The following is a 24232-nucleotide window of genomic DNA, read 5'->3' as shown; positions in this document are numbered from 1 at the left end:
CAGGAATGAGTTGTTTGGGCGTTCGGTGTACCTGTGGGAGCAAGCCCGCTCTCACAGGGGATTTGTGGTGTTGCTTAAATTTCCAGGACTTCCATCTCGCGCAGCACTTCACCCACCGCCGCGACGGCTTCGCGCATCTGCGCCGGGGTGACGTAGCCGATGCAGCCGACACGGAAGGTTTCGACCTGGGTCAGCTTGCCGGGGTAGAGGATGTAACCCTTGGCCTTGACCCGTTCGTAGAACTCCTTGAACTGGTAGCGCGGATCTTTCGGTGCGTGGAAGGTCGCGATGATCGGCGCCTGAATCGCAGCAGGCAGGAAACTGCGCAAGCCGAGTTTGCCCATCTCTTCCATCAGCGCCTGGCAGTTGGCGGCGTAACGCGCATGCCGCGCGGGCAGGCCGCCTTCTTCGTTGTATTGCAGCAGCGCCTCGTGCAGCGCGGCGACCACGTGGGTCGGCGGGGTGAAGCGCCATTGGCCGGTCTTCTTCATGTAGCTGTGCTGATCGAACAGGTCCATCGCCAGCGAATGCGAATTGCCGGCGGCTGCGGCCAGGGATTCCTTGCGGGCAAACACGAAACCCATGCCCGGCACGCCTTCCAGGCATTTGCCGGAGGCGGCGATCAGCGCGTCGAACGGGATTTTCTGTGCATCCACCGGTAACGCGCCGAAGGAACTCATGGCGTCGATGATCAGGCGTTTGCCGTGTTGTTCGACGACCTGAGCGATTTCCGGCAGCGGATTGAGAATGCCCGTGCTGGTTTCGCAGTGGATCAGCGCTACGTGGGTAATGTCGTTGTCGGCGCGCAGCAGGCGGTCGACGTCGGCGGCGGTGGTCGGTTCGTCTTCAGCGGTTTCAAAGGTGCTGAACGAGCGGCCGAGCACTTCGCAGATTTTCGCCAGACGCTTGCCGTAGGCGCCGTTGATCAGTACCAGCACCTTGCCGTCGCGAGGGACGAGGGTGCCGATCGCGGCTTCGACGGCGAATGTTCCGCTGCCCTGCAACGGTACGCAGTGGTGGGTGGCGGCGCCGTTGAGGATCGCCAGCAGTTGTTCGCACAGGCTGGCAGTCAGTTGATTGAAGCGGTCATCCCATGAACCCCAGTCGACCATCATCGCCTGGCGGGTGCGGGCCGAAGTGGTCAACGGGCCGGGAGTGAGCAGGATGGGGGCGGCAGTACTCATTCGTGTGTCCTCGCGATTGCGCTGTGGGATGAAGCTACGGGGCCTACGTTGCAATTGGGCGGATCATCAATCAAATTGTTTGTTGTTATGCCAGCCATCAGTGAGGGTTATTCATGAACCTGTTCCAGCTCCGCGCCTTCGACGCCGTGGCCCGTGAAGGCAGCTTTACCCGTGCCGCTGCCCGGTTGTTCATCAGCCAGCCGGCGGTCACCGGGCACATCAAGGCGCTGGAGGAGCATTACCAGATCACCCTGTTACGACGCACGGCGCGCCGGGTCGAGTTGACCGAGGAGGGCACCAAACTGGCGGCGATCACCCGGGCGATGTTCGGCATGGCCGAAGAGGCCCAAGCGTTGCTGGAAGCCAATCGGCAGTTGCTGACCGGACGCCTTGAGGTGGCGGCGGACGGCCCGCACATGGTCATGCCGATGCTCGCCAGCCTGCGGGCGCGCTATCCGGGGATCACGGTGAATCTGCGGTTGGGCAATGCTCAGGAAACCTTGGCGGCGTTGTTGTCCGAGCACGCCGACGTGGCGGTGCTGACCGAGGTCGAGCCGCGCAAAGGGCTGCATCTGCAAGCATTGAGTGAATCGCGGATCTGCGCGCTGGTGCCGGCGGGGCATCCATGGGCGACACGTTCCGGCGAGGTCAGGCTCAAGGAGTTGGATCAGGTGATCATGGTCTTGCGCGAGCCGAGTTCGATTACCCGGCGCACGTTTGATCAGGCCTGTGCCCAGGCGTCGGTCAGTCCACGGGTGTTGCTGGAACTGGACAGTCGCGAGGCGGTGACGGAAGCGGTGGCGGCTGAGTTGGGGGTTGGGGTGGTGTCATCGGTGGAGGTCAGTCATGACCCCCGTGTCGTCGCGATTCCCATTGCCGGAGAAGGGCTGGTGAACCGGCACATGATCGGCTGCGTGGAGCGCCGGCGGGAATTGCGGTTGATTCAGGCGTTTTTCGGATTGGCCCCCACCTGATACCCACCAGATCGTTCCCACGCGGACGGTTCGACGCCTCGACGTGGGAATGATCTACACCAGGCTTTCGCGCACCATATCCAGAAACGTCGCCACCACCCGCCGCGAACTCTGCTCGCGCAGGCACACCAGTGTCTCGGTCAAGCGCCGGGTGCAATCGGTGATCGGCAACGCGCAAACCCGCGAGTCCGCACCAAACTCCGCCGCCGACACCACCCCCACGCCAATCCCCACCACCACCGCCTCCCGCGCCGCTTCCCGGCCCTCGACCTGAATCGCCGGGCGGATGCGGAAGCCGGCGCGGGCCATTTCCTCTTCCAGGGTCTGGCGGGTCACCGAGCCGTGTTCGCGCAGCACCAGCGGCGTGTCGTCCAGATCTTCCAGGCAGATCGATTCACGCTCGGCCCACGGATGATGGCGGGAGACGAACGCCACCATCGGGTCGTTGCGCAGCGGCACACACAGCAGGCGTTCATCGCTGACATCGCGACCCAGCAACGCCAGATCGGCCTGATAGTTGAACAGTCGGAACAGCGATTCATCGGTGTTACCGGTCTCGATCTTTACGCTGATCCCCGGGTAGCGTTCGCAGAACCGGGCGATCTGCGGCAACACATGCACCGGCGCATCCACCGCCAGAATCAGGCTGCCGGTCCGCAAGGCCTGAGACTCCTGCAACAACTCCTGAGCTTCGGCCTCGACCACAAACAGACGCTGGGTGATCGCCAGCAAGCGTTCGCCCAAATCGGTCAGGCGCACCGAGCGTTTGTTGCGATGGAACAGCAACACACCGAAGCGTTCTTCCAGCTTGCGCACCTGGTCGGAAATCGCCGGCTGCGTCAGATAAAGCCGCTCGGCGGCCTTGGTGAAGCTTCCGTGCACGGCCACGGCGTGAAAGGCTTTGAGCTGGGCATGGGAAACCGACATGTTCTGACACCAGTAACAAGCTGAACTTATGTGTGAAATACGATAAATCGATTTTATTTATTAAACAGTAATTGCTTTGATCGGCTCACGCCAACGCTGACTGCCCGGTTGGGCAGCGACGTTGGCCATGAGCCTGTGCGTGCAACACCAGGACTCATCTGACCGGTATCGCCGAAGGGACGGGGTGATATCGCAGTGCTCAACAATAAAAACACAGGCGTTTACTTATCGATTCTGCCGGCACACTCACACCCTGAGGTCAGAACCACAATGAACAAGCACATCGGCACCCTTGCGCGTTGGCGCATGCAGATCTTCGCTGTCACCTGGCTCGCTTACGCCGCGTTCTATTTCACCCGCAAAGCCTTTTCGGTGGCCAAACTGGGCATCGCCGAAGACCCCAGCTTCACCCTCGACAAAATGGCCATGGCCAACCTCGACGCGATTTACCTGGCGGCCTACGCCATCGGTCAGTTCACCTGGGGCATGCTCGCTGACCGCTTCGGCCCACGGGTCGTGGTACTCGGCGGTTTGCTGATTTCCGCCGCTGCGGCGCTGGTGATGGGCAGTTTCGCGACGCTGCCGATCTTCGCCACCTGCATGCTGATTCAGGGGCTGGCGCAGTCCACCGGCTGGTCGGGGTTGTGCAAGAACCTCGGCAGTTTCTTCCCTTCCGAACAACGGGGGCGCGTGCTCGGGTTGTGGAGTTCCTGCTATGCATTCGGCGGTCTGGTGGCCTCGCCGTTTGCCGGTTGGTGGGCGTACACGTTGATTGGTTCGTGGCACGCGGCGTTCATTTCCAGTGCGGCGGTGGTCGCGGTGGTGGCGGTGTTGTTCTTCATCTTCCAGCGCGACAAACCGGAAGACGTCGGCCTGCCCGCCGTGGAGCCGGAGCCGGTGATCAGCGCCGAAGAGGCCGAAGCCAACAGCAAACTCAGCGTCTGGGAGCCGCTCAAGGAAATCCTGCGCAACCGTACGGTGCTGGTGCTGGGTCTGGCGTATTTCCTGTTGAAACCGGCGCGTTACGCGATTCTGCTGTGGGGGCCGGTGATTGTGTTCGAGCAGATGCCTTCAGTCGGCAAGGTCGGCGCAGCGATCATTCCAACGGCATTTGAACTGGCGGGCCTGCTGGGTCCCATCATGATCGGCCTCGCCTCGGATAAACTGTTCGGCGCCCGCCGCATGCCGGCCTGCGTGTTGAGTCTGCTGGCGCTGACCGTGACCCTCGCGCTGTTCATGGGCGCCTTGCACACCGGCAGCGTGATGCTGGTGGTCGCACTGCTGTTCGTGATGGGCCTGACCCTGTACGGCCCGGACTCGATGATCAGCGGCGCGGCCGCGATCGATTTCGGCAAGGCCAGGGCCGGCGCCACGGCGGCGGGGTTCGTCAACGGCTGCGGCTCGGTCGGTGCGGTGCTCGGTGGTTTGCTGCCGGGTTACTTCGACTCGGTGACGGTGTTCATCGTGTTCGCCGGTTGCGCGCTGTTTTCGGCGCTGGTGCTGATTCCGCACTGGAACAGCCGCCCGGTCGGCGTCATGGAACCACGTGCCTACGTGCCCAACCGCGCCCTGACCATCAAACCCCTGCGTAACTGAAAACCCTCGCCTCGCGGCCTGCTGCGGCATTCGCGGCAGGCTGTGCCGTGGCCGACTGACTGGAGAATTTTCATGAGACCGTTTTGGCTGGAGCAGGCTTTGCAGCTCGACACGTCCGAACCTTGCCCGCCGCTGCAAGGCGATGTGCGCACCGACGTGTGCATCGTCGGCGGTGGTTACACCGGGTTGTGGACGGCGATCATGCTCAAGCAGCAGAACCCCGAACTCGATGTGTTGCTGATCGAAGCCGACATTTGCGGCGCCGGCGCCAGTGGGCGCAACGGCGGCTGTGCGCTGTCGTGGTCGGCGAAGTACTTCACTCTGGAACGACTGTTCGGCGTCGAAGAGGCGGTGCGGCTGGTCAAGGAATCCGAGCGCAGCATCCACGCCATCGGCGAGTTCTGCGAGCAGTACGGCATCGACGCCGATTACCGCCTCGACGGCACGCTTTACACCGCGACCAACCGCGCGCAATGCGGCTCGACCGACGCCGTGATTGCGGCGCTGGAGCGCAACGGCATCAACTCGTTTACCCAGCGGCCGGTCGCTGATGTACAGCGCATGGCCGGATCGGCAAAACACCTGGAAGGCTGGTTCTCGCCGGCCGCCGCCAGCGTGCAGCCGGGCAAACTGGTGCGCGGCTTGCGCCGGGTGGCGTTGCAACTGGGCGTGCGGATTCATGAAGGCACGGCGATGACCGGTTTGGAGGAGGGCCGTCCGGCGCGCCTTCACACGGCGAGCGGCGGGGTGACCGCCGACCGCGTGGTGCTGGCGATGAACGCGTGGATGGCCCGTGCTTTCCCGCAGTTCGAGCGCAGTGTGGCGATCGTCTCCAGCGACATGCTGATCACCGAACCGCGTCCGGATCTGTTGCAGGAAATCGGTTTGACCAGCGGCGTGACCGTGCTCGATTCGCGGATTTTCGTGCACTACTACCACAACACCCCGGACGGCCGGATCATGCTCGGCAAGGGCGGCAATACCTTCGCTTACGGCGGGCGGATGCTGCCGGTGTTCGACCAGCCCTCGCCCTATACCGGGTTGCTCAAGCGCAGCCTCGACGACTTCTTCCCGGCCTTTGCCGATGTGAAAGTCGACGCAACCTGGAACGGCTCCTCGGATCGCTCGGTCACCGGCCTGCCGTTCTTCGGCCGGATGAGTGCCAGCGGGAATGTGTTCTACGGTTTCGGTTATTCCGGCAGCGGCGTCGGGCCGTGCCACATGGGCGGGCAGATCCTCGCTTCGCTGGTGCAGGGCCTCGACAACCCATGGACACGCTCGCCGCTGGTCAACGGGCCGCTGGGTTACTTTCCGCCGGAGCCGATCCGCTACCTCGGCTCGCTGATGGTGCGCAACGCCATTCGCCGCAAGGAGCGCGCCGAGGATCACGGTCGGCGACCCCGGCACCTTGACGTGCGTCTGGCGAAATTCGCGGCGGCGGCGGGCAAGGCCGACAAGGCGTGAGCGTCAGCGCGGCGGGGTGGAGCGGTTGAGCAGCCAGTCGAGCAACAGGTCCTCGTCGGGCTCGGTTTCTCTCGGTTGTGCCGGTTGGGGCCGGCAGGCGTCGAGGCAGAGGATCGGTCGGTCGGGATCGCTGTCGAGAAAACTGACCCAGACTTCGCTGCCGGCGCAGGGAAGATTTTCCCGAGGCACGCAGGCGTCAGCATGGGGCATGACCAACGGCAGCCACAGCCCTTCGCTTGCACCGTTACGTGAACGCTCCGGCCATAACCGGACGGCCATGCGTCCCTGATCGTCCACCTGCGCCGGTTGCCCCGGCGCACCGAGCAATTGCGCCGGGTGATACCCCGGAATGCGCGGACGCGGTTGTTGCGGCGACGGGCGAAACGGGGTCGACCAGGGCAGCGCGGTGAAGTCGTTGTGATAGCGGCGAGCCGTGGGAACTGGGTCGAGAATCGAAGGTTGCTGGCCCTGATGACGCAATTCGGTGATCAGCCACTGCTCGTTGAAGGCGTTCACCGGGTGCTCCGTGACTTGCAACAGGCGCCCGCTGAGCAGGCGCAGACAATCGCTGCGGCCCTGAATCGAGCGCGACCGGCAGCGTTGGCGCTCGAGCAGACGGCGACTGCGCTGGGTGGCGTGACGTTGCGCAGTTGGCAGAGACTCCTGTGGGGCGACGGCACTGCCCAGCGTGTGATTGGCGGCCTCCTGACCCTTGATCGGTCGCCCTCGCTCTCGTACGCCGGCAGGCATCGCAGGCATTACCGCCTCATGCCGCTGGAACAGGCTGCTGAGGCCGCTGGTTGACGCATCGAGCTGGGTGTTGAAAGGAATCGCCGTCAGTTGCTGTGGCAGGCTCAGGCTGTCATCGGCGAACACCACCACATGGCCGTCCGGCTGATGTTCGAAGTGGTAGTGAATGCCTTCCTCTTCGCAAAGCCGTTGCAACAGGGCCAAATCGGTTTCGTCGTACTGAATGCAGAACGGACGCGGCGGATAGTGGCCGACGGTCATCTCGATCCGGTAGCTGTGGGCGGGCAGGTGATGTTCGATCAACAGTTGCTCAAGGATGGCCGGCACGCTCAGTTGCGTGAAGACCCGGCGTACGGGATGTTGCTCCAGCGCTTGCAGATGCGGCATCAGCACCAGTTGGTAGGCGATCCGGTGCGTTGCGCGATGTTCGCAGCTGGCACTTTGAATGATGCCGTGAATGCCGTGATCCTCATCCAGGTGCAGAAACGCCGCCTGATGCAGCAGCCTGCCGGGTGACCAGGCGGGCGCCAGGCCCATGACCTCGATTTCAAACCGATAAGGCTGATTCAGCGCTTCATGACCGCTGAAGCGCAGCACCGGCAGGCTTATCCCGCCTTCGGCCAGGGTCAGTGAAAACGGACTTTCCTTGTCATTGAGCATTCGGGCAGGCTCTGTTCTGGCAATACGGGCGACAGAGGGTACGAAAACGCGACGTTGATTGGACATGGCAAACCGGTTTTTCAGAATCGCCCTACAAGGCGCGTAGAAGATGTCGATCCGCAGCGGATTTTTTGGTCGATTGCCGACTTTAGGCCGTATAAACTTGCCGCCATGCGTCGGCCAATAGATGTCTCGGCGCCACAGATCAAGAGAGTGAGTAATGGGCGCACAGTGGAAGGTTAAACACAAAGAAGCGGCAGCCAACGCCAAGGGCAAGATCTTCGGCAAACTGGTGAAGGAAATCACCATTGCTGCGCGTAACGGTGCCGATACCGCCACCAACGCACACCTGCGTCTGGTGGTCGAACAGGCCAAGAAAGCCTCGATGCCCAAGGAAACCCTGGACCGTGCCATCAAGAAGGGTGCTGGGCTGCTGGGCGAAACCGTGCAATACCATCGCGTTACCTACGAAGGCTTCGCACCGCATCAGGTGCCGCTGATCGTCGAGTGCGTGACCGACAATATCAACCGCACCGTGGCGGAAATCCGCGTGGCGTTCCGCAAGGGTCAACTGGGTGCTTCCGGTTCCGTTGCCTGGGACTTCAACCATGTCGGCATGATCGAAGCGTCGCCGGACACCCCGGACGCCGATCCGGAAATGGCCGCGATCGAAGCCGGCGCGCAGGATTTCGAAGCGGGCGAAGAGGGTGCGACCCTGTTCCTGACCGATCCGACCGACCTCGATGCCGTGCAGAAAGCCCTGCCGGAACAAGGCTTCACCGTGCTGTCGGCCAAACTCGGCTACCAGCCGAAGAACCCGGTCAGCGGTCTGAGCGACGAGCAGATGGCTGAAGTCGAGGCGTTCCTCGAAGGCCTGGACAACCATGACGATGTGCAGGACATGTTCGTCGGTCTGGCCGGCTGATTTTTCGAGTCAGTAACGCTGCAATCGCGAGCAGGCTCGCTCCCACATTTGATCAGTGACCCTTTACAGGGGTGATACAAGTCGATTGTGGCAGCGAGCCTGCTCGCGATTGATCGCGCAGCGGTCATTACTGTTGCAGCACCTCAACGATCTCGCCGAACCCCGGCCGTGCCAGCACGTCCGGCTGACAGCACTGCTGTTCCAGGGCCTCCAGCGCCTGACGTTGTTCATCGCTCAACCCCGAGTCGATGCGTGCCAGCAGTTCCCCCAGCAAAATCCCGAACGCCCGCACTTCGAGGCGCTGCAGTGCACGGGTTTCAGGCGTGTCCGCCGTGGCATGGAATGATGCCGCGCCAAAATCCCCCAGCAGACAATCGCCCTGATCGTTCAACAGAATGTTGTGTCCGTAGAGATCGCCATGGGTGATGCCGTGACGGTGCAGATGCCCGGCGACCGAGGCAATGCCCCGGGCAATACGCAGGGCGACGTCGGCACTGAAACGGCAATCATCGGCATACACATCCCGTGAACAGGACGCCAGGCTCGGCAGTCCGGCCAGGTTGCGGTAACTCGAATCGATCAGTTGCATCACCAGGCCTTGCTGACCATCGGGATGCTGGTCGATGCGGCCTTCGACGCGAATCAGGTTCGGGTGCATCCCGGCGGTGATGCACGCGTTCATTTCATGCAGCGGCGAGCCGTCGCTGGTCATCTCACCCTTGTACAACTTGACCGCCACCGGCGTAGCCGACTGGTCCGCAGACTGCCACTGCGCCCGGTAAATCACCCCGGAAGCGCCTTCGCCCAGCCGTTGCTCCAGCTGCAGCGCCGACCAGTCGATCAGGGGCGCGTTGTTGAGCGCGTCGGCATCGGCTTCGGTTTCCAGCGGATTGCCGGCGTAGGCCAGCCAGGTCAGGCTCGGCAAGGTCAGCAGCCATTGCGGCAGCACGGTCAACTGGTTGGCGGCAATACGGATCAGTTCCAGCCGATGGCACTGGCTCAGTGACGGCGGCAGCGTGCGCAGGCGATTGCCGGCGAGCATGAGCTTTTGCAACAGCGGACGCTCGCCCAGTTCGGTGGGCAGGGTTTCGATGGCGTTGTCGGTCAGGATCAGCCAGCGCAACTGCGGCGGCAGCGCCGCGCCGGGCACTTGGGTGATCCGGTTGGCCTTGAAACCGATCATCGTCAGCGCCTGACACTGGCCCAGGCACGCCGGCAACCGGGTGAGCTGATTGTCCGAGCAGAACAGCACGCGCAGGCGTGTCAGGCGGTGCAAGTCGTCCGGCAGGCTGCTCAGGGCATTGCCGCTGAGGTTGAGCACTTCCAGCGTGTCGGCCAGGTTGAAAATCTCCGGCGGAAATTCAGTCAGGCCTTCAGCCAGGTCGAGCCGGGTGATGCCCGACAGTTCGCCGGCGCGCAGTTGTGCAAGGGTGTGCATGAAAAGGATCGCTATCTGGAAGGCGCCCGAGCGCCGGAAATGGGCGGCATGATAACGGCAAATCAGCCCGGTTCGTGCACTTCGCGCAATTGCCCGAGCCTGCTGCGGGTGCGGGCCAGATCGATCGCCTGGCCGCCGAGGCTTTCACGCAACGGGAGCTGGCCGAGCAGGGTCAGGTGTTTGTCCTGGTCGTAGAGCACGTCGATCAGATTGATGAAGCGTTGCTGGGCGGCGATCGAACATTCGCCCAACTCCGGCAGCTCATCGATGATCCAGTGGTCGAAGCGCCGGCACAGTTCCAGATAGTCCATCACGGCGGTGGGCTGTTCGCAGAGGTCGTTGAAGGTGAAACCGACGCGCCGGTCTTCGCACAGCCGCGCCTGCAAATGCCGACTGCCGACCGCCAGAGACAACGGCGTGGTGCCGAGTGGCGGCAGCTTCAAGGCCTGGCGCTGCGCCGGGGTGGCCGGCCAGACGTAATAGCCCTGGGTGAACACCTGGTGCGCATGCCGGCGCGCCTGGCTGCGGTAATCGTGCGGGCCGCCGACTTCCATGACCTGCATGCGCGCATTGATCAGGTCGATCACCGGTTTGAACCGCGCGTGGTACAGCGGGTTGGGCAGCAAGCCTTCGGGCGGGTAGTTGGACGTCACCAACAGCAGGATCCCGCGCTTGAACAGCGCCTTGAACAAGCGGGTGATGAGCATTGCATCGCCGATGTCATGCACATGAAATTCATCGAAACACAGCACCCGACAGTCCAGCAGCAGCGCATCGAGGGTAACGGCCAAGGCATCGTCGCAGTCACGATGCTCGAACATGCCTTGGTGCAACTGGGCGAAGAACCCATGGAAGTGCAGACGGCGCTTTTGCGCAATCGGCAACGCCTCGAAGAATCCGTCCAGCAGCCAGCTTTTGCCGCGCCCGACCGCCCCGTGCAGATACAGGCTGGGCGGGGTTTGCGCAGGTGTGCCGAACAACAGGCCGGCCTGCTGCGCCATGCAGTCGATGACCCGCTGCTGGCTGTGGCTGAGGGTGTAGCCCTGGCCGTGGGCCTTTTGCCGGAAATAGTCACGCACCGATTGCGCACTGGCGGCGCATTGGCCCGCAGCGGTACTGGAGCGTTTGCCGAAGAGGCGGCGCAAGGCTGACCAGCGATGGGTCAGACGCGAACGTTCGGGCGGTCGGGCGGGCACTGCAATCACTCCGTCATCATCGGGCCGGCTCCCCGCGAGCGCGGCGGCGTAGTGTAACCAGACGGGTAGTTTTGCTTCCACTGCGCTTTATCGTTTTCCCGGACAGTAATCTGCGGCATGTACAGGTTTTTTCAACATTATGAATCGACCTGTTGCCAACCTTTCGAAACAAATCCCGGCGGTTGCCTGGATCCAATCGACTGGCGCAATCGGTGTCCGTTGCTAACCTGAAACACTGTAACGGCAGATACGCCGTCGCGATCAAGGAGCGGGCGGTGAAAGCAGGGATGGTCTGGGCATTGCTGGGCGGGCTCGCGGCACCGGCCCACGCCGCCGATCTTCAGGTCGAGGTGCGGGTCGATGTGCAACGCGGTTGCCAGTTGATTGGCCAGCAACGTGAAGCCGGTATCGAACAGCTGGGCGTGCTCGATTTCGGCGTCACGGCGCGGCTTGGCGACCGGGACGGGCCACTCGGCGCGGCGCTGACGAATTCGCGCCTGCCGCGTCTGGAATGCAACCCGGACACCCCGTACCAGTTGCGTGTCGATGGCGGCCTGCACGGTGGCGTCGGCGAGGTGCGTTATATGGCGGGAGAGGCCGGCAGCAAGCCGATTCCCTATCGCCTGTATCAGGACCCTGCGCGGCGGGTGCCGCTGGTGGTGGATGTGCCGGTCAGTGGCCGGGTGCCGGACAGCGGCACGGTGGACTTGCCGCTATACGGGCGGATCGAACGGATGGCCGAAGTGCCACGGGTCAGCCGGTATTCGGATCTGGTGAAGGTGACGGTCACCTGGTGATCGCGGCGTTTTTTCAGCCATCCGCTGGATCCGGGCGGCGCAGGGAAGGGCGTTCAGTGATGAGCGCAATGTTCGAGTGATCCTGAAGGAGTAGGCGCTCAATGATGGACAGACACGGGCGGGTAATCGCCATAGCCACGCTGCTGATGTTCGCCGAGGTCGCGCCAGCGGCAGTCAGTGGGCAGATCGTCGCGCGGCTGACGTTGATTGCCGGCTGCGAAGTGACCAACGCCTCCAGCCCCGCCGGCCCGGTAGACGGGCTGGGCTCACTCGATTTCGGCCAGCAGGGCCCGACCTGGAATGCACCGATCAAGGCCAGCCTCAGCGAAGCAGGCAGCGGCCAGCTCAATGTCGCCTGTAACCCTTCGGTCACCGGGTTCACCGTGACCATCGACGGCGGCACCCATGGCGACGGCACCACACGCCGCCTGAGCAATGGGCGCCAGACACTTCCCTATCAGCTGTTTCTCGATGCCTCCGGCAGCCAGAGCTACAGCATTGGTCAACAACACAATTTCGCTGTCACCAGCGGCGCACAGATACCCATTCCGGTATTTGGCTCGGTGGTGGCGAACACCCGTGCGGTACCGGCCGGTGTCTATACCGACACCCTGACGGTGACGCTCGACTGGTAACCCCGTAGAGGACGGACACCATGCGTACGATTGCATCAAGGATAGCTTTGTCGTTGCTCGGCCTGACGCTCGCTTCCAGCGTCAATGCCGCCACCACGGTCACCGGCCAGATCACCTCCAGCCTGACCCTGATCAGCAGTTGCCAGGTCAACGGTTCCGGCGGTTCTACCGGGCTGAACTTCGGTGCGTTGAACTTCGGCACCGCCAACAGCCTGTTCACCACGGCGACCGGACAGGTGCTGGGCGGCGGGGGCGGGGCGCTGTCGATCCTGTGCTCGGCTGGCACCACGCCGACGGTCAAGGTCCGGGCGGGCGCCCATGACGGGCTCTCGCCGGGTGGCACTCGCGCGTTGTATGACGGAGTGGCCAATTACGTGCCGTATGACTTGTACACCGACGCCGGGCACTCCCAATTGTTGGCCATCGACGGGGTGATCAACCTCGCGGCCAGCACCGGTGTAGCGCAGACCGTGAACATCTACGGTCAGGCGGTCGGCAAGGCCGGGCTGCCGGCGGGCACGTACACCGACACGATTTCCGTTGAACTGACGTTCTAGCGCCATGGGCCGGCATGGCTGTGCGGGGCTGTTGCTGCTGTGTGCGGGCAGCTTGCCGCTGCCGTTGGCGGCGGTCACCAGTCAGAGCTTCCAAGTCAGTGCCACGGTGACACCGGGCTGTCTGGTGGTGGGGGGCGTATCGAACTATGGCGGGCTGAATTTCGGTTCGCGGTCGGCGCTTGCCACCGGCACGGTGCAGGTCGCATTGACCGGTGGCGTGACGCTGCAATGCACGCCGGGGGTGGCGCTTAACATGACGGTCGATGGCGGCCAATACAACAGCGGCGGACGACGCATGCAGATCAGCGGAGGCAGCGCGAAGGTGGCCTATGCGCTGTTTCGCGATGCGGCGTACAGCCAGAGCCTGGGCATCGGCCAGAGCGTGGCGGTGGCCTACAGCGATGCGAACAACATCAGTCTGCCGATCTACGGGCAGGTGCAATTACCGGGCAATCAACCCGGGGGGACATACAGCGATGTGTTGCAGGTGCAGCTGTCGTGGTGATGTGAAATGACAAGGAGCAGGTTTATGGGGTTTTTCACGTCACGCTATTCGTTCGCGTGTTGCGCCGTGCTGGCGCTGGTCATGTTCGGGACGCTCAAGGCCCAGGCTGCCAGTTCGGTGCTGATCTGGCCGATCGACCCGGTATTGGAGGCCGATCAGCAGGCCAGTGCGCTGTGGCTGGAAAATCGCGGCACGGAAACCGCCAACCTGCAGATACGCGTGTTCGGCTGGAGCCAGAGCGGTTTCGAAGAGCAATACCGCAATCAACGCGAGGTGATCGGCAGCCCGCCGGTGGCGAAGATCGAGCCGGGACAGAAGCAACTGGTGCGTCTGACCCGTACCAAGGACGTGCCGCCAGGCCAGGAGCTGGCGTATCGGATCATCATCGATGAAATCCCCTCGGCCCAGCCGCCCGTCGCCGAAGACGGCAAGACTGCGGCGGCGATCCGCTTCCAGATGCGCTATTCGGTGCCACTGTTCGCCTATGGCGCGGGGTTGTGGAGCAAGGAAGACAGCGCCCGCCAGCGTGACCCCAAGGGTATCGGCCTGCCGCAATTGAGCTGGCGCACGGTGGCGGTGGAGGGCCGTCCTTATGTGGAAGTGCGCAATCAGGGCGCGGTGCATGCGCGACTGACCGATGTGGCCATCACACAGGGCGGTCAAAGCAAACCGCTGGCCGAGGGATTACTCGGCTACGTACTGCCCGGCGCGGTGATGCGCTGGCCGGCACCGGGGCCGGTGGCGGGAGAGCTGGCGGGACGGATCAATGGCGCGGCCAAGGTGCAGAGCATTCCGCCGGCGCGATAGCCATAGCGAGTCATGTCGAAGTGATCAGGCTTCGGCGCCAGCGGTTTCAGGAGGAATCAGTCCATTGACGGACGTAACACGCTAATGAGTCCAGGATGGGCTCGCCGTATTCAGCGTCCGTTGTGGCTCATGACCGGCGCGTGGTGCCTGATGTTCATTCATCCATCCGGGGCCGGTGAACTGCCGCCGCCTCCCAGCGGCATGGAGGCCGTGAGTGATGCACAGTTGTTTCTGGAACTGGTGGTCAACCAGATGAATACCGGTCGGGTGGTGGCGGTGGAGCAGCGCGACGGGCGCCTGTTCCTGCCTGCCAGCGTATTGCGCGATACCGGCATGAAGCTGCCGGAAGAGGCCGGTGCCGAAGTCGATCTCGACGGCCTGCCGGGCCTGCACAGCGATTACGACAGCGTCAGCCAGCGCTTGCTGCTCGACGTGCCGCCGGACTGGCTGCCGGAGCAGTTCATCGGCAACCGCGAGGTTTATCCGCGCACCCCGGCGCTGAGCAGTTTCGGCGCGTTGTTCAACTATGACCTCTACCTCAATGACACCGACGACGTCGGCACTTATCTGGCGGCGTGGAACGAGGTGCGGCTGTTCGACAGTTGGGGCACGTTGTCGAACACCGGGCAATATCGCCGCACATTGTCAGGGGATGCGGTCAGCACGCTGGACAACGGCTATCTGCGTTACGACACCACCTGGCGCTACTCCGATGATGAACGGATGCTGACCTACGAGGCCGGGGACGTGGTCAGCGGCGCCTTGCCCTGGAGCAGTTCGGTACGGCTGGGCGGTGTGCAGTTCTCGCGGGATTTTGCGGTGCGTCCGGATCTGGTGACCTATCCGCTGCCGCAGTTCGCCGGGGAAGCGGCGGTGCCGTCCTCGGTGGATCTTTTTATCAACGGCTACAAATCCAGCAGCACCGACCTGCAGCCGGGCCCGTACACCCTGACCAACATTCCGTTTATCAACGGCGCGGGCGAGGCGGTGGTGGTCACCACTGATGCGTTGGGCCGGCAGGTGTCGACCACGGTGCCGTTCTACGTCACCAGCAGCCTGTTGCAAAAGGGTCTGAGCGATTTTTCGGTGGCTGCCGGTACGTTGCGCCGGGATTATGGCCTGAAGGACTTCAGCTACGGGCCGGGCGTGACCTCGGGCAGTCTGCGCTACGGCGTCAGCGACACGTTTACTCTGGAGAGTCATGCCGAAGCGGCGGATTCCCTCACCCTCGGCGGGATGGGCGGCAACTTGCGTCTGGGCAATTTCGGGGTACTCAACAGTGCAATCAGTCAAAGCCGTTTCGATGGCGACGGCGGTCAGCAACTGAGCCTCGGTTATCAATACAGCGGCCAGCGCTACAGCTTTTCCTATCAGCGTCTGCAACGCCGTGACCGCTATGCCGACCTGACGGTCGTGGACAGTCCATACACCACACTCAGCCGGCGCAGTGAACAGGCGACACTGAGCCTCAACCTCGAACGCTGGGGCAGTCTCGGCGTCGGGTATTTCGATATACGCGCGGCGGACGAAACCCGTACGCGGTTGCTCAACCTGAGCTGGAGCAAACCGCTGTGGCACAACAGCAGTTTCTACCTGTCGGCCAACCGCGAAATCGGTGACAGCAACTGGGCGGTGCAGGCGCAACTGGTGATTCCGTTCGACCTGCGCGGCAGCCTGGCCATCAGCAGCGAACGCAGCAAGACCGGGCAGACGCAGCAGCGGGTCAACTACAGTCGCGCCGTGCCGTCCGAGGGCGGGGTGGGCTTCAATCTGGGCTACGCCAAGGGCGACGGCGCCGATTACCGTCAGGCTGACGTGACCTGGCGTCTGCAATCGGTGCAATTGCAGGCCGGCGTCTATGGCACGTCCGACGCGGAAACCCGTTGGGCCGATGCCAGCGGCTCGCTGGTGTGGATGGATGATCAAGTATTCGCCGCCAACCGTATCGACGATGCGTTCGTGGTGGTCAGCACCGACGGCTACGCGGACATTCCGGTGCGTTACGAGAACCAGCAGGTCGGCCAGACCGACCGCAACGGCCATTTGCTGGTGCCGTGGAGCAGTGCCTATTACCGCGGCAAGTACGAAATCGATCCGTTGAACCTGCCGGCCAACGTGCGCAGCCCGAATGTCGAACAGCGCGTTGCCGTGCGCCGGGGCAGCGGCTATCTGCTGGAGTTTCCGCTGAGCCGGGTGATTGCCGCGAGCATCGTGCTGGTGGATGCGCAGCAGAAGGAGTTGCCGCTGGGCAGTGGCGTGCTGCACGAACAGAGCGGCACGCGGACGGTGGTCGGCTGGGACGGACTGGTCTACCTGGAAAACCTCCAGGCGCAGAATTCGCTGCGGGTGACTCTCGCGGACGGCAAGACCTGCCAGGCGCAATTCAGCGTCGATCTGCAGCAGAACGAAGTGCCGCTGATCGGCCCGTTGGTGTGCCAATGATTCGGGCGCGGCTTGTTCTGTGGCTGCTGTTGCTGCTGCCGGGGCTGGCGCAGGCGCTGTGTTCGGTGGTGACCACCACGCCGGCCGGGTTCGGCAACATCAGTTCGATCGCCGTGCGCACCGCCTCGCAACCCAGTTCCACCTTGAACGGAGGCTTGAGTTGCACCGGTTCGCTGCTGTCGCTGTTGACCAACAATGATCATTTCTGGGCCACCGTCACCTCGACCCAGAGCGGTTTGCTCGGGCCCTCCGGCGACGTGATCGGTTACACGATCTACGCCAACAACAGCACCAGTTACCCGCTGACGCGTGGCACCGCCTATGACTTCGCCCGCAACGGCATTATCGACGCCCTCGGCTTGCTCGGCGGTACGGTGCCGAAAACCGTTCCGCTCTATTTCGGGACCACCATCGGCAGCAACGTGGCGGCCGGCGTGTATACCGAGACCCTGAGCATTTTCTGGAACTGGAATTATTGTTCGGGCATAGGTGTCGGCGGGCTTTGCCTGGGCCGCGACATCAACAGCGGCACCACGACACTGACGGTCAACCTGACGGTGTCCAACGATTGCACCATCACCGCGCCGAACATCGCTTTCGGCAGCGCGCCGGTGGTCAGTGCGTTCACCCCGGTGACCGGGCAGACCATCAACCTCGCCTGCACCAAGGGCAGTGCCTACACAGTGGGGCTGAACGACGGGCAGAATGCGCTGAGCGTTGGCGGACGACGGCGGATGATTTCCGGCAGCAACTATCTGGCCTACGACATTTTCAAGAGTGCCGGGACCACCCGTTGGGGCAGTGTCGGCGCGGCTCGCCGGGCCAGCAGCGATGCCGAGGTCAACCCCGGCAACGGGTTGGGCACCGGCAGCCAGATCTTCAATTACAACGCGAAAATCTACACCGACCAGACCACACCGCCCGCTGGAACCTATCTGGACAATGTGGTGCTGGATGTGGGGTTCTGAACCGGCTAGAAGCTCAGCGATTGCTTGAGCATTTTCGCCGCCGGAGTATCGGTTGGGCTGACCATTGCGTAGTTGTAGCCTTTGCCGGACCAGTACTCGGCCTGCAGATCCCCGTCCTGGCGGCTGCCGCGGGGCAGAAAGGTATTCTTCGGTCCCGGTGGGCGTACGTAGAAACTGACCTTGTGCCCGCTCTGGTCTTCATACATCACCATCGCCGCCGGGCCTTCATCGGTGCTCAGCAGACGGCCGCTGACCGGTGCAAACCCGGCCGACGTCAGGTCCGGCAGGCGATTGGCCTGAGTGAAATAACGGTCGAGCCAGCGCTGGATGTCGCCATCGCCATCGACCTTGTAGTCCGCCGGCAGAAGCCCTTGCTGGGCGATCAAACGGTACGCCTGCAAGGCATCCGTCATCGGCGCCGGAGGATGAAAAACGGTCATGTCCCGAGCCTTCCAGCCACCGACACCGCCGAGGCTGACGGCAATCAGCAACACCGCCGCGCTGGCCCACTGGCGGCGCGATTGGCGTTTGAGGCGCTGACGGATCAGCGCCGGATCGAGGTCCGGATTGGCCGGCTGTTGCAAGGCGCCGCCGAGGGCGGCGCGCAGGTGCTGGGCGTCCTGTTGCCAGGCGCGAACCTGCGCCGCTTCGTCCGGGTGACTGGCGAGCCAGGTTTCCAGCACATGCCGGTCGGATTCGCTGAGCTGATGGTCGACGTAGGCGTGCAGGTCACGTTCGTTGGGGGGCAGACTGATCATTTGAGTATCCGCAAGGAAGGGCTGCTGATTTCCCCGTCGCTGAGCTGGCGCAAGGCCTGGCGAGCACGGGACAGGCGCGACATCACGGTGCCGGTGGGGACGCCGAGAATCTCGGCGACCTCCTTATAGGTCAGGCCTTCGACCGACACCATCAGCAGCAGCGCGCGCTGTTCGGTGGGCAGTCGGTCGAAGGCCTTCAAAGTCGATTGGGCAATGACGGTGCGTTCCACCGAGGGCTCGGCGTCATCGCGGCCGGTGAAGAATTCGAGCATCCGCGCATAGCGCCGCGAACGCCGATGCGCGTCGAGGAATTGCCGGTACAGGATCGAAAACAGCCAGGCGCGCAGATCACCGTCGGCGCGTTTGTCACCCCAACCCGACAGCGCGCGCTCCAGACTGGCCTGTACCAGGTCGTCGGCGCTGCTGCCGTTGCGAGTCAACGACACGGCAAAACGCCGCAATCTGGGGATTATTTCTCGCAGTTGTTCGTCGAATTCGCTCATGAAGTTCTGCTAGTCGCTACGCTGTGGACTAGGAAGACGCCCGGCATTGGAAGGTTATTCCACGTTCTGAAAAATAAATACCGGGCCGTGGAATAAATCCCGATGGTGTGCGTCTTGCTGATTCTTCCTACTTGTGGCCGATGGCCCTGGAGTGCTTCATGGTTGATCGCAGTTCATCGCCCGGCGGGCCACAACGCCCGCCACTGAGTGCCGCGAGCCTGGTGTTGCGTCTTGGCGGAATCGCCGTGGTAGTCGCAGCCCTGGCCGGGGCGTTTGCCTACGTTCATGGTTCATTTGACCCACAACGCCTGACGCCAAAAGCGCTGGTCGATGTGCTGGAAAAGAACAACGGCGTGCATCCGGGCTTTCGCCGCAATCACGCCAAAGGTGTGTGCGTGATCGGACATTTCGAGAGCAGCGGCGAGGCTCGCTCGTATTCTGTCGCGCAAGTGTTCAACGAGCCGCGCACTCCGGTGGTCGGGCGCTTTGCGTTGCCGGCCGGCAGTCCGTATGCGCCGGACAGCGCCGTACCGATCCGCAGTCTGGCGCTGCGTTTCACTCAGGCCAACGGTCAGCAGTGGCGCACCGGGATGAACAGCATGCCGGTGTTCCCGGTTGGCACGCCCGAGGCGTTCTATCAGTTGCAGCAGGCGCAATCGCCGGATCCCGCCACGGGCAAGCCGGATCCGACCAAGGTGCCGGCATTTTTTGCCGCCCACCCGGAAGCCGTGCCGTTTCTGACCTGGATAAAAACCGCCAAACCTTCGGCCAGTTACGCGACGGAAACCTACAACAGTGTCAACGCGTTCTATCTGGTGGACGCCAGCGGCAAGAAGCAAGCGGTGCGCTGGAGCATGACGCCTCTGGCCCAGGACGCTGCCGGTGCGACCGCGCCTGAAGGTAGCGACTTCCTTGAAAAAGACCTGGTGCAGCGCCTGGCGGAAGGGCCGCTGCGTTTTCAGTTGAACATCACGTTGGCCAATGCCGACGATCCGGTGAACGATGCGAGCAAGACCTGGCCCGCCGGTCGCAAAGTGTTGAACGCCGGCACCCTGGTGCTGGAAAAGACCCAGCCGCAGCTCAGCGGCGAATGCCGTGACATCAACTACGATCCGTTGGTGCTGCCCGCCGGCATCCAGGGTTCCGACGACCCATTGCTGGCCGCGCGCTCGGCCGGTTACGCCGATTCCTACCTGCGTCGCACCAGCGAAGTCAGCCAACTGCCCACCGGCAAAAAGGAGGCTCGCCCATGAGCACGCAACCGACTCATTTCAATCCGCTGGCGCGGTTGCTGCACTGGTTGATGGCGTTGATGATCATCGCGATGTTGTTCATCGGCGCCGGTATGGTGACCTCGGTGTCGGCGCGGCATGAATGGTTGATCAACCTGCATAAACCGTTGGGCATCGCGATACTCGCTTTGGTGATCGTGCGCATTCTGGTGCGACTGGGCACCCGTCAGCCGCCGCTGCCGGCGGATCTGCCGGGCTGGCAAGTGATGGCGGCCAAGGCCTCTCATCTGTTGCTATACGCGCTGATGCTGGTATTGCCGCTGCTCGGCTGGGCGATGATCAGCGCGGCGGGGGATCCGGTGATGCTCGGCGCGTCCCTGCAATTGCCGTCGATCGTGCCGGCGGATGCGCAGGTGTTCGCGTTGCTGCGCAAGGCTCACGGGTATCTGGCGTATCTGCTGTTCCTGACCGTGCTGCTGCACCTGGCGGCGGCGCTGTTCCATGGCTGGGTGCGCCGCGACGAGGTGCTCGACAGCATGCTGCGGGGACGCAATCGCGGTTGATCGTGTGTCAGTCCGACGTGGCGAGGGCGCAAGCCGCCTCGCCACGTTTCCGGGTGCCCAGCGTTCGCCACCAGTACAGCAACGCGACCATGTTGATTGCGGCACCCAGCCCGCAGACGCCCGGCCATCCTGCCCAGGCGTACATGGCCGTCGAGGCGATTGAGCCCAAGGCGCTGCCAATTGAGTAAAACAGCATGTAGCCGGCGGTCAGTCGGCTCTGCGCCTCCGGGCGGACGCTGTAGATCATGCTCTGGCTGGTGACGTGCACGGCCTGCAAGCCCAGATCCAGAGTGATGACGCCAAGCAGTAGCGCCCATAGCGATAAATGGGTGAGTGCGATTGGCAACCACGAGCCCAGCATCAGCAGCAGCGACAGACCGCTGACCCATTGCCCCCATCCTCGATCCGCCAGGTGTCCGGCTCTGGCGGCGGCGAGTGCACCCGCCGCGCCGGCGAGTCCGAACAATCCGATCTCACTGTGGGAAAGCGACAGCGGCGGGGCGGCCAGCGGCAACACCATCGGCGTCCACAGCACCATGGCGCTGGCGAAAGTGAGCAGGGCGAGGATCGCCCGTTGGCGCAGCACCGGTTCTTCACGAAACAGGCTGAACACCGAGGCGATCAATGCCACGTAATGCGTGGTCGGTCGTGCTCCTTCATCCTTGGGCAACACCCGAAACAGCAACACAGCCATCACCAGCGTCAATCCCGCTGACAGCAGATAGATTGAGCGCCAGCCGGCCAGATCAGCCATACCGCCGGCCACCGTACGCGCCAGCAGAATGCCGATGACGATGCCGCTGGTGATCACGCCCACAACCTTTCCGCGTTGCGCCGGGACGGCCAGGGTTGCGGCGTAGGCGACCAACACCTGGGTGACCACGGCCAGCAGGCCGGTCAGGGTGACGCCGATCAGCAGCCAGGTGCTGTTCGAGGCCAGAGCAATCATCAGCAAGGCTGCGGCGGACAACAGTGTTTGCGTGACGATCAGCCGCCGGCGGTTGAGCAGGTCGCCGAGGGGTACGAGCAATAACAGCCCGAAGCCGTAGCCGACCTGGGTCAAGGTCATGACGATGCCGATGCTGCCCGGCGAGATCTCGAAGGCTTCGGCCATCGCATCCAGCAGCGGCTGGGCGTAATAAACGTTGCCCACCGCGAGGCCGCAAGCGATGGAGAAAAGCAGTACGACACCTTTATCGAGTGTTGCAGTGTTCATGTCCCGGATCCTTTCAGGTTTCAATTTGAAACTTGAGTGACGGTAAGTAATCCGGTTTTGATTTGCAACCTGATTGAGTAAAAGTCGGCGCAAAAAAAAGATCGCAGACAGGCTGCGATCTTTTGTGAAGCGAAACTCAGGGGCGATCAGCGCAGGGTGTCGACCATGTCCGCGATGGTGGTCAGCACGTCCTTGCCCAGTTGCTTCGAGCGCTTGCCCGACCAGCCGGTGAGCGGATTCGGCGCATCATCGTGATCCTTGAACGGCATTTCCAGGGTCAGTGACAGGCAGTCGAACTTCTGGCCGACGCTGTTGCAGGCCAGGGTCATGTTGGCCTGGCCCGGTTCATCGCGGGTGTAGCCATACTTGGTCTGGAAATCTTTGGTGGTGTGCTTCAGGTGGCTGCGGAAGTGTTCTTCGAGTTTCTCGATCCGCGGGGTGTAACCCGGATTGCCTTCGCAGCCGGCGGTGAACACGTGGGGAATTTCTTCGTCGCCGTGTACGTCGAGGAACAGATCGACGCCGTACTTTTCCATTTGCTGTTGTACGAAAAGTACTTCGGGGCTGACTTCCTGACTGGCGTTCTGCCAGGCGCGGTTCAGGTCCTGGCCCATGGCGTTGGTGCGCAGGTGACCGTGGAAGGCACCGTCCGGGTTCATGTTCGGCACCAGGTACAGATCGGCGCTGGCCAGCAGTTTGTTCAGCACTGGATCGTCATGATGTTCCAGGCGTTCGATCACGCCTTCCATGAACCACTCGGCCATGTGCTCGCCGGGATGTTGCTGGGCGATGATCCAGATCTTGCGTCGACCTTCGGCGCCAGTGCCTTTGCGCAGCAGCTGAATGCCGCGGCCTTCGACGCTTTTTCCGGTGGCCAGCAGTTCGGTGCCGGCCTTGGTCAGCGCCTGCTCGATCAGCCAGTCATGACGGCCACGGCTGTAGGGCTCGAAGTAGGCGAACCAGGCGTGGGTCTGCTCGGCTTCGAGGCAGAAGCGCAGGCTGTCGCCTTCGAATTGGGTCGGAATGCGGAACCAGTTGACGTGATCGTAAGAGGCGACCGCCTGATAGCCGGTCCAGGCTTTGTTGTAGGAGGACTGACTGGCGTTGACCAGACGGAACCAGTGTTCCTGATGAACGTGCAGGCCGCTGGCCTTGAAGTGGAACCACTGGAAATGGGCGCTGCGGGTATCTGGCCGAATTGCCAGAACCGGGTTGAGCGGATTGCTGATGTCGATGACTTGGATGTTGCCGCTGTCGAAGTTGGCGCTGATGTCGAACGAGGATTTGGCCACGGTCATAATCGGTTCCTGAATATGATTTTTATGGCGGCTACTTTACACGCAAGACAGGGGTGAAACCGAGGGAAATTGCGGGTTGCGGCGGGGGGCGTCTTCCGTGACGCGGATGCAGCTTAGTGGCTGTGCGATTGATTCTCAAGTGCTAATTGGCATTACTTTGCCCCAATGCGGCCGGGGTCCGCTTGCCAAGCAATATTCTTTTGATATTATCCGCGCCATCGAATTTGCAGCACCCAAAGACTTCATTAGCCTGAAGCCACAAGCCAGAAAACTGGCAAAAAAAAGACCCGGCAAAAAGCCGGGTCAAAAACCGTGATTAGCCTGATGAGGAGATAGTCCAGAAGACCGACCTAAGGTCTCTGGCCCATCGACTGATCTCGCGACCAGCTGCTTGCAATAATAATCATTATCATTTGCAAGTCAAATGTTTTTATCTGCGCGATTGGAAAGTTCTTTCCTGTCCGTCCGAACTCCCGTCTTCAGCGAACCGCGCCATCGAGCGAGTGATCGACCATCGCTCGTGCCATGTCCACCATGTGCACGACCGAAAACGCCAGATCCCGATTGACGCCCTGTAAGCCATCCGCAGCCTTGAACGCCGTGGCTGCTGCGCATCGCAGCAGGTCGGAGGCGTGGACCAGGGATTCTTCGCCACTCAGGTTGCTGTTCACGCCGAAGAAGCGTTCCTCTGCATCCGGTTCTGACACAGCTGGTTTCAAGTAATAGTCCAACGCCCGTTGCGCAGCGGCACACCCTTGCGGGGAGGTGAAGGTGGTGTCCATTTGCAGGTCGGGCAAGTCTTTGCTGGTGATATTCATGGTGAAAGGTCACTCCTTG

General features: G+C 62.6%; 24 protein-coding genes. 14 read left to right on the top strand and 10 right to left on the bottom strand.

The window, feature by feature from the left end; genetic code table 11:
* Positions 1–74 precede the first annotated feature (74 nt).
* On the bottom strand, positions 75–1184 hold the full coding sequence (locus tag ACTJK9_RS24010; RefSeq protein ID WP_440816723.1) for a 2-aminoethylphosphonate--pyruvate transaminase: 1110 nt from the start codon (positions 1182–1184) through the stop codon (positions 75–77).
* 113 nt (positions 1185–1297) lie between these two features.
* Here ACTJK9_RS24010 and ACTJK9_RS24005 point away from each other — a divergent pair, with 113 nt between their 5' ends.
* Entirely contained in the window at positions 1298–2158 is an 861-nt protein-coding gene (locus tag ACTJK9_RS24005) for a LysR substrate-binding domain-containing protein (RefSeq protein ID WP_221397698.1), read from the top strand.
* A 54-nt stretch (positions 2159–2212) separates the two neighbouring features.
* On the opposite strand, the gene ACTJK9_RS24000 is transcribed toward ACTJK9_RS24005, so the two are convergent.
* A complete protein-coding gene (locus tag ACTJK9_RS24000) occupies positions 2213–3085 on the bottom strand; it encodes a LysR family transcriptional regulator (protein ID WP_440816720.1) in 873 nt (290 codons plus the stop codon).
* Between the two features lie 270 nt (positions 3086–3355).
* On the opposite strand from ACTJK9_RS24000, the gene ACTJK9_RS23995 reads away from it, so the two are divergent.
* Positions 3356–4681: an MFS transporter gene (locus ACTJK9_RS23995; RefSeq protein ID WP_085648247.1), complete on the top strand. Its 1326-nt coding sequence runs from the start codon at positions 3356–3358 to the stop codon at positions 4679–4681.
* A 66-nt stretch (positions 4682–4747) separates the two neighbouring features.
* Complete coding sequence (locus ACTJK9_RS23990) at positions 4748–6145, top strand: FAD-dependent oxidoreductase (RefSeq protein WP_440816749.1); 1398 nt, start codon at positions 4748–4750, stop codon at positions 6143–6145.
* 3 nt (positions 6146–6148) lie between these two features.
* On the opposite strand, the gene ACTJK9_RS23985 is transcribed toward ACTJK9_RS23990, so the two are convergent.
* Positions 6149–7555 (bottom strand): type VI secretion system Vgr family protein, encoded by a 1407-nt coding sequence (locus tag ACTJK9_RS23985; protein ID WP_440816716.1) that lies wholly within the window; start codon positions 7553–7555, stop codon positions 6149–6151.
* Between the two features lie 220 nt (positions 7556–7775).
* Here ACTJK9_RS23985 and ACTJK9_RS23980 point away from each other — a divergent pair, with 220 nt between their 5' ends.
* Positions 7776–8480, top strand: a complete 705-nt coding sequence (locus ACTJK9_RS23980) for a YebC/PmpR family DNA-binding transcriptional regulator (protein ID WP_011335021.1) — start codon at positions 7776–7778, stop codon at positions 8478–8480.
* Between the two features lie 127 nt (positions 8481–8607).
* Here the strand turns inward: ACTJK9_RS23980 and ACTJK9_RS23975 are convergent, their stop codons facing one another.
* Positions 8608–9918: a leucine-rich repeat-containing protein kinase family protein gene (locus ACTJK9_RS23975; protein ID WP_440816713.1), complete on the bottom strand. Its 1311-nt coding sequence runs from the start codon at positions 9916–9918 to the stop codon at positions 8608–8610.
* A 62-nt stretch (positions 9919–9980) separates the two neighbouring features.
* Positions 9981–11114: a cell division protein ZapE gene (zapE, locus tag ACTJK9_RS23970; RefSeq protein WP_221397694.1), complete on the bottom strand. Its 1134-nt coding sequence runs from the start codon at positions 11112–11114 to the stop codon at positions 9981–9983.
* 287 nt (positions 11115–11401) lie between these two features.
* Between zapE and ACTJK9_RS23965 the strand changes: the two genes are divergently transcribed.
* The 7 genes from ACTJK9_RS23965 (at position 11402) to ACTJK9_RS23935 (ending at position 17825) form a co-directional block, all read left to right on the top strand.
* Positions 11402–11911 carry a Csu type fimbrial protein gene (locus ACTJK9_RS23965; RefSeq protein ID WP_440816746.1) on the top strand — a complete coding sequence of 170 codons (510 nt, stop codon included), beginning with the start codon at positions 11402–11404 and terminating at the stop codon, positions 11909–11911.
* Positions 11912–12012: 101 nt separating this feature from the next.
* A complete protein-coding gene (locus ACTJK9_RS23960) occupies positions 12013–12546 on the top strand; it encodes a Csu type fimbrial protein (RefSeq protein ID WP_085612702.1) in 534 nt (177 codons plus the stop codon).
* Positions 12547–12566: 20 nt separating this feature from the next.
* Complete coding sequence (locus ACTJK9_RS23955) at positions 12567–13103, top strand: Csu type fimbrial protein (RefSeq protein WP_064597818.1); 537 nt, start codon at positions 12567–12569, stop codon at positions 13101–13103.
* Positions 13104–13107: 4 nt separating this feature from the next.
* Positions 13108–13608, top strand: a complete 501-nt coding sequence (locus ACTJK9_RS23950) for a Csu type fimbrial protein (RefSeq protein WP_064597816.1) — start codon at positions 13108–13110, stop codon at positions 13606–13608.
* Between the two features lie 24 nt (positions 13609–13632).
* Positions 13633–14415 (top strand): fimbrial biogenesis chaperone, encoded by a 783-nt coding sequence (locus tag ACTJK9_RS23945; RefSeq protein WP_085612701.1) that lies wholly within the window; start codon positions 13633–13635, stop codon positions 14413–14415.
* A gap of 84 nt (positions 14416–14499) precedes the next feature.
* Positions 14500–16857 carry a fimbria/pilus outer membrane usher protein gene (locus tag ACTJK9_RS23940; protein ID WP_440816707.1) on the top strand — a complete coding sequence of 786 codons (2358 nt, stop codon included), beginning with the start codon at positions 14500–14502 and terminating at the stop codon, positions 16855–16857.
* On the top strand, positions 16854–17825 hold the full coding sequence (locus ACTJK9_RS23935; RefSeq protein ID WP_085612699.1) for a Csu type fimbrial protein: 972 nt from the start codon (positions 16854–16856) through the stop codon (positions 17823–17825). The genes ACTJK9_RS23940 and ACTJK9_RS23935 overlap by 4 nt, the downstream gene beginning before the upstream one ends.
* 5 nt (positions 17826–17830) lie before the next feature.
* On the opposite strand, the gene ACTJK9_RS23930 is transcribed toward ACTJK9_RS23935, so the two are convergent.
* Positions 17831–18583 carry an anti-sigma factor family protein gene (locus tag ACTJK9_RS23930; RefSeq protein WP_085612698.1) on the bottom strand — a complete coding sequence of 251 codons (753 nt, stop codon included), beginning with the start codon at positions 18581–18583 and terminating at the stop codon, positions 17831–17833.
* Complete coding sequence (locus tag ACTJK9_RS23925; RefSeq protein WP_085612697.1) at positions 18580–19086, bottom strand: RNA polymerase sigma factor; 507 nt, start codon at positions 19084–19086, stop codon at positions 18580–18582. The genes ACTJK9_RS23930 and ACTJK9_RS23925 overlap by 4 nt, the downstream gene beginning before the upstream one ends.
* 158 nt (positions 19087–19244) lie before the next feature.
* On the opposite strand from ACTJK9_RS23925, the gene ACTJK9_RS23920 reads away from it, so the two are divergent.
* Positions 19245–20339 carry a catalase family peroxidase gene (locus ACTJK9_RS23920; protein ID WP_039767523.1) on the top strand — a complete coding sequence of 365 codons (1095 nt, stop codon included), beginning with the start codon at positions 19245–19247 and terminating at the stop codon, positions 20337–20339.
* Positions 20336–20881 carry a cytochrome b gene (locus ACTJK9_RS23915; RefSeq protein ID WP_085612696.1) on the top strand — a complete coding sequence of 182 codons (546 nt, stop codon included), beginning with the start codon at positions 20336–20338 and terminating at the stop codon, positions 20879–20881. Before ACTJK9_RS23920 ends, ACTJK9_RS23915 begins: the two co-directional genes overlap by 4 nt.
* Positions 20882–20888: 7 nt before the next feature.
* Here the strand turns inward: ACTJK9_RS23915 and ACTJK9_RS23910 are convergent, their stop codons facing one another.
* Entirely contained in the window at positions 20889–22097 is a 1209-nt protein-coding gene (locus ACTJK9_RS23910; protein WP_440816703.1) for an MFS transporter, read from the bottom strand.
* 146 nt (positions 22098–22243) lie between these two features.
* On the bottom strand, positions 22244–23395 hold the full coding sequence (locus ACTJK9_RS23905; RefSeq protein ID WP_440816701.1) for a M14 family metallopeptidase: 1152 nt from the start codon (positions 23393–23395) through the stop codon (positions 22244–22246).
* 97 nt (positions 23396–23492) lie between these two features.
* Here ACTJK9_RS23905 and ACTJK9_RS23900 point away from each other — a divergent pair, with 97 nt between their 5' ends.
* Positions 23493–23711 carry a hypothetical protein gene (locus ACTJK9_RS23900; protein WP_143492966.1) on the top strand — a complete coding sequence of 73 codons (219 nt, stop codon included), beginning with the start codon at positions 23493–23495 and terminating at the stop codon, positions 23709–23711.
* A 163-nt stretch (positions 23712–23874) separates the two neighbouring features.
* Here ACTJK9_RS23900 and ACTJK9_RS23895 read toward each other — a convergent pair whose 3' ends face one another.
* Positions 23875–24213 (bottom strand): DUF6124 family protein, encoded by a 339-nt coding sequence (locus tag ACTJK9_RS23895; RefSeq protein WP_039767517.1) that lies wholly within the window; start codon positions 24211–24213, stop codon positions 23875–23877.
* Positions 24214–24232 lie beyond the last annotated feature (19 nt).

The organism is Pseudomonas sp. 22082, assembly GCF_052046055.1.
GTDB lineage: Bacteria > Pseudomonadota > Gammaproteobacteria > Pseudomonadales > Pseudomonadaceae > Aquipseudomonas > Aquipseudomonas pharyngis.
The sequence above is the reverse complement of the archived record's forward strand: the minus strand, read 5'-3'. Positions and strand labels throughout refer to the sequence as shown.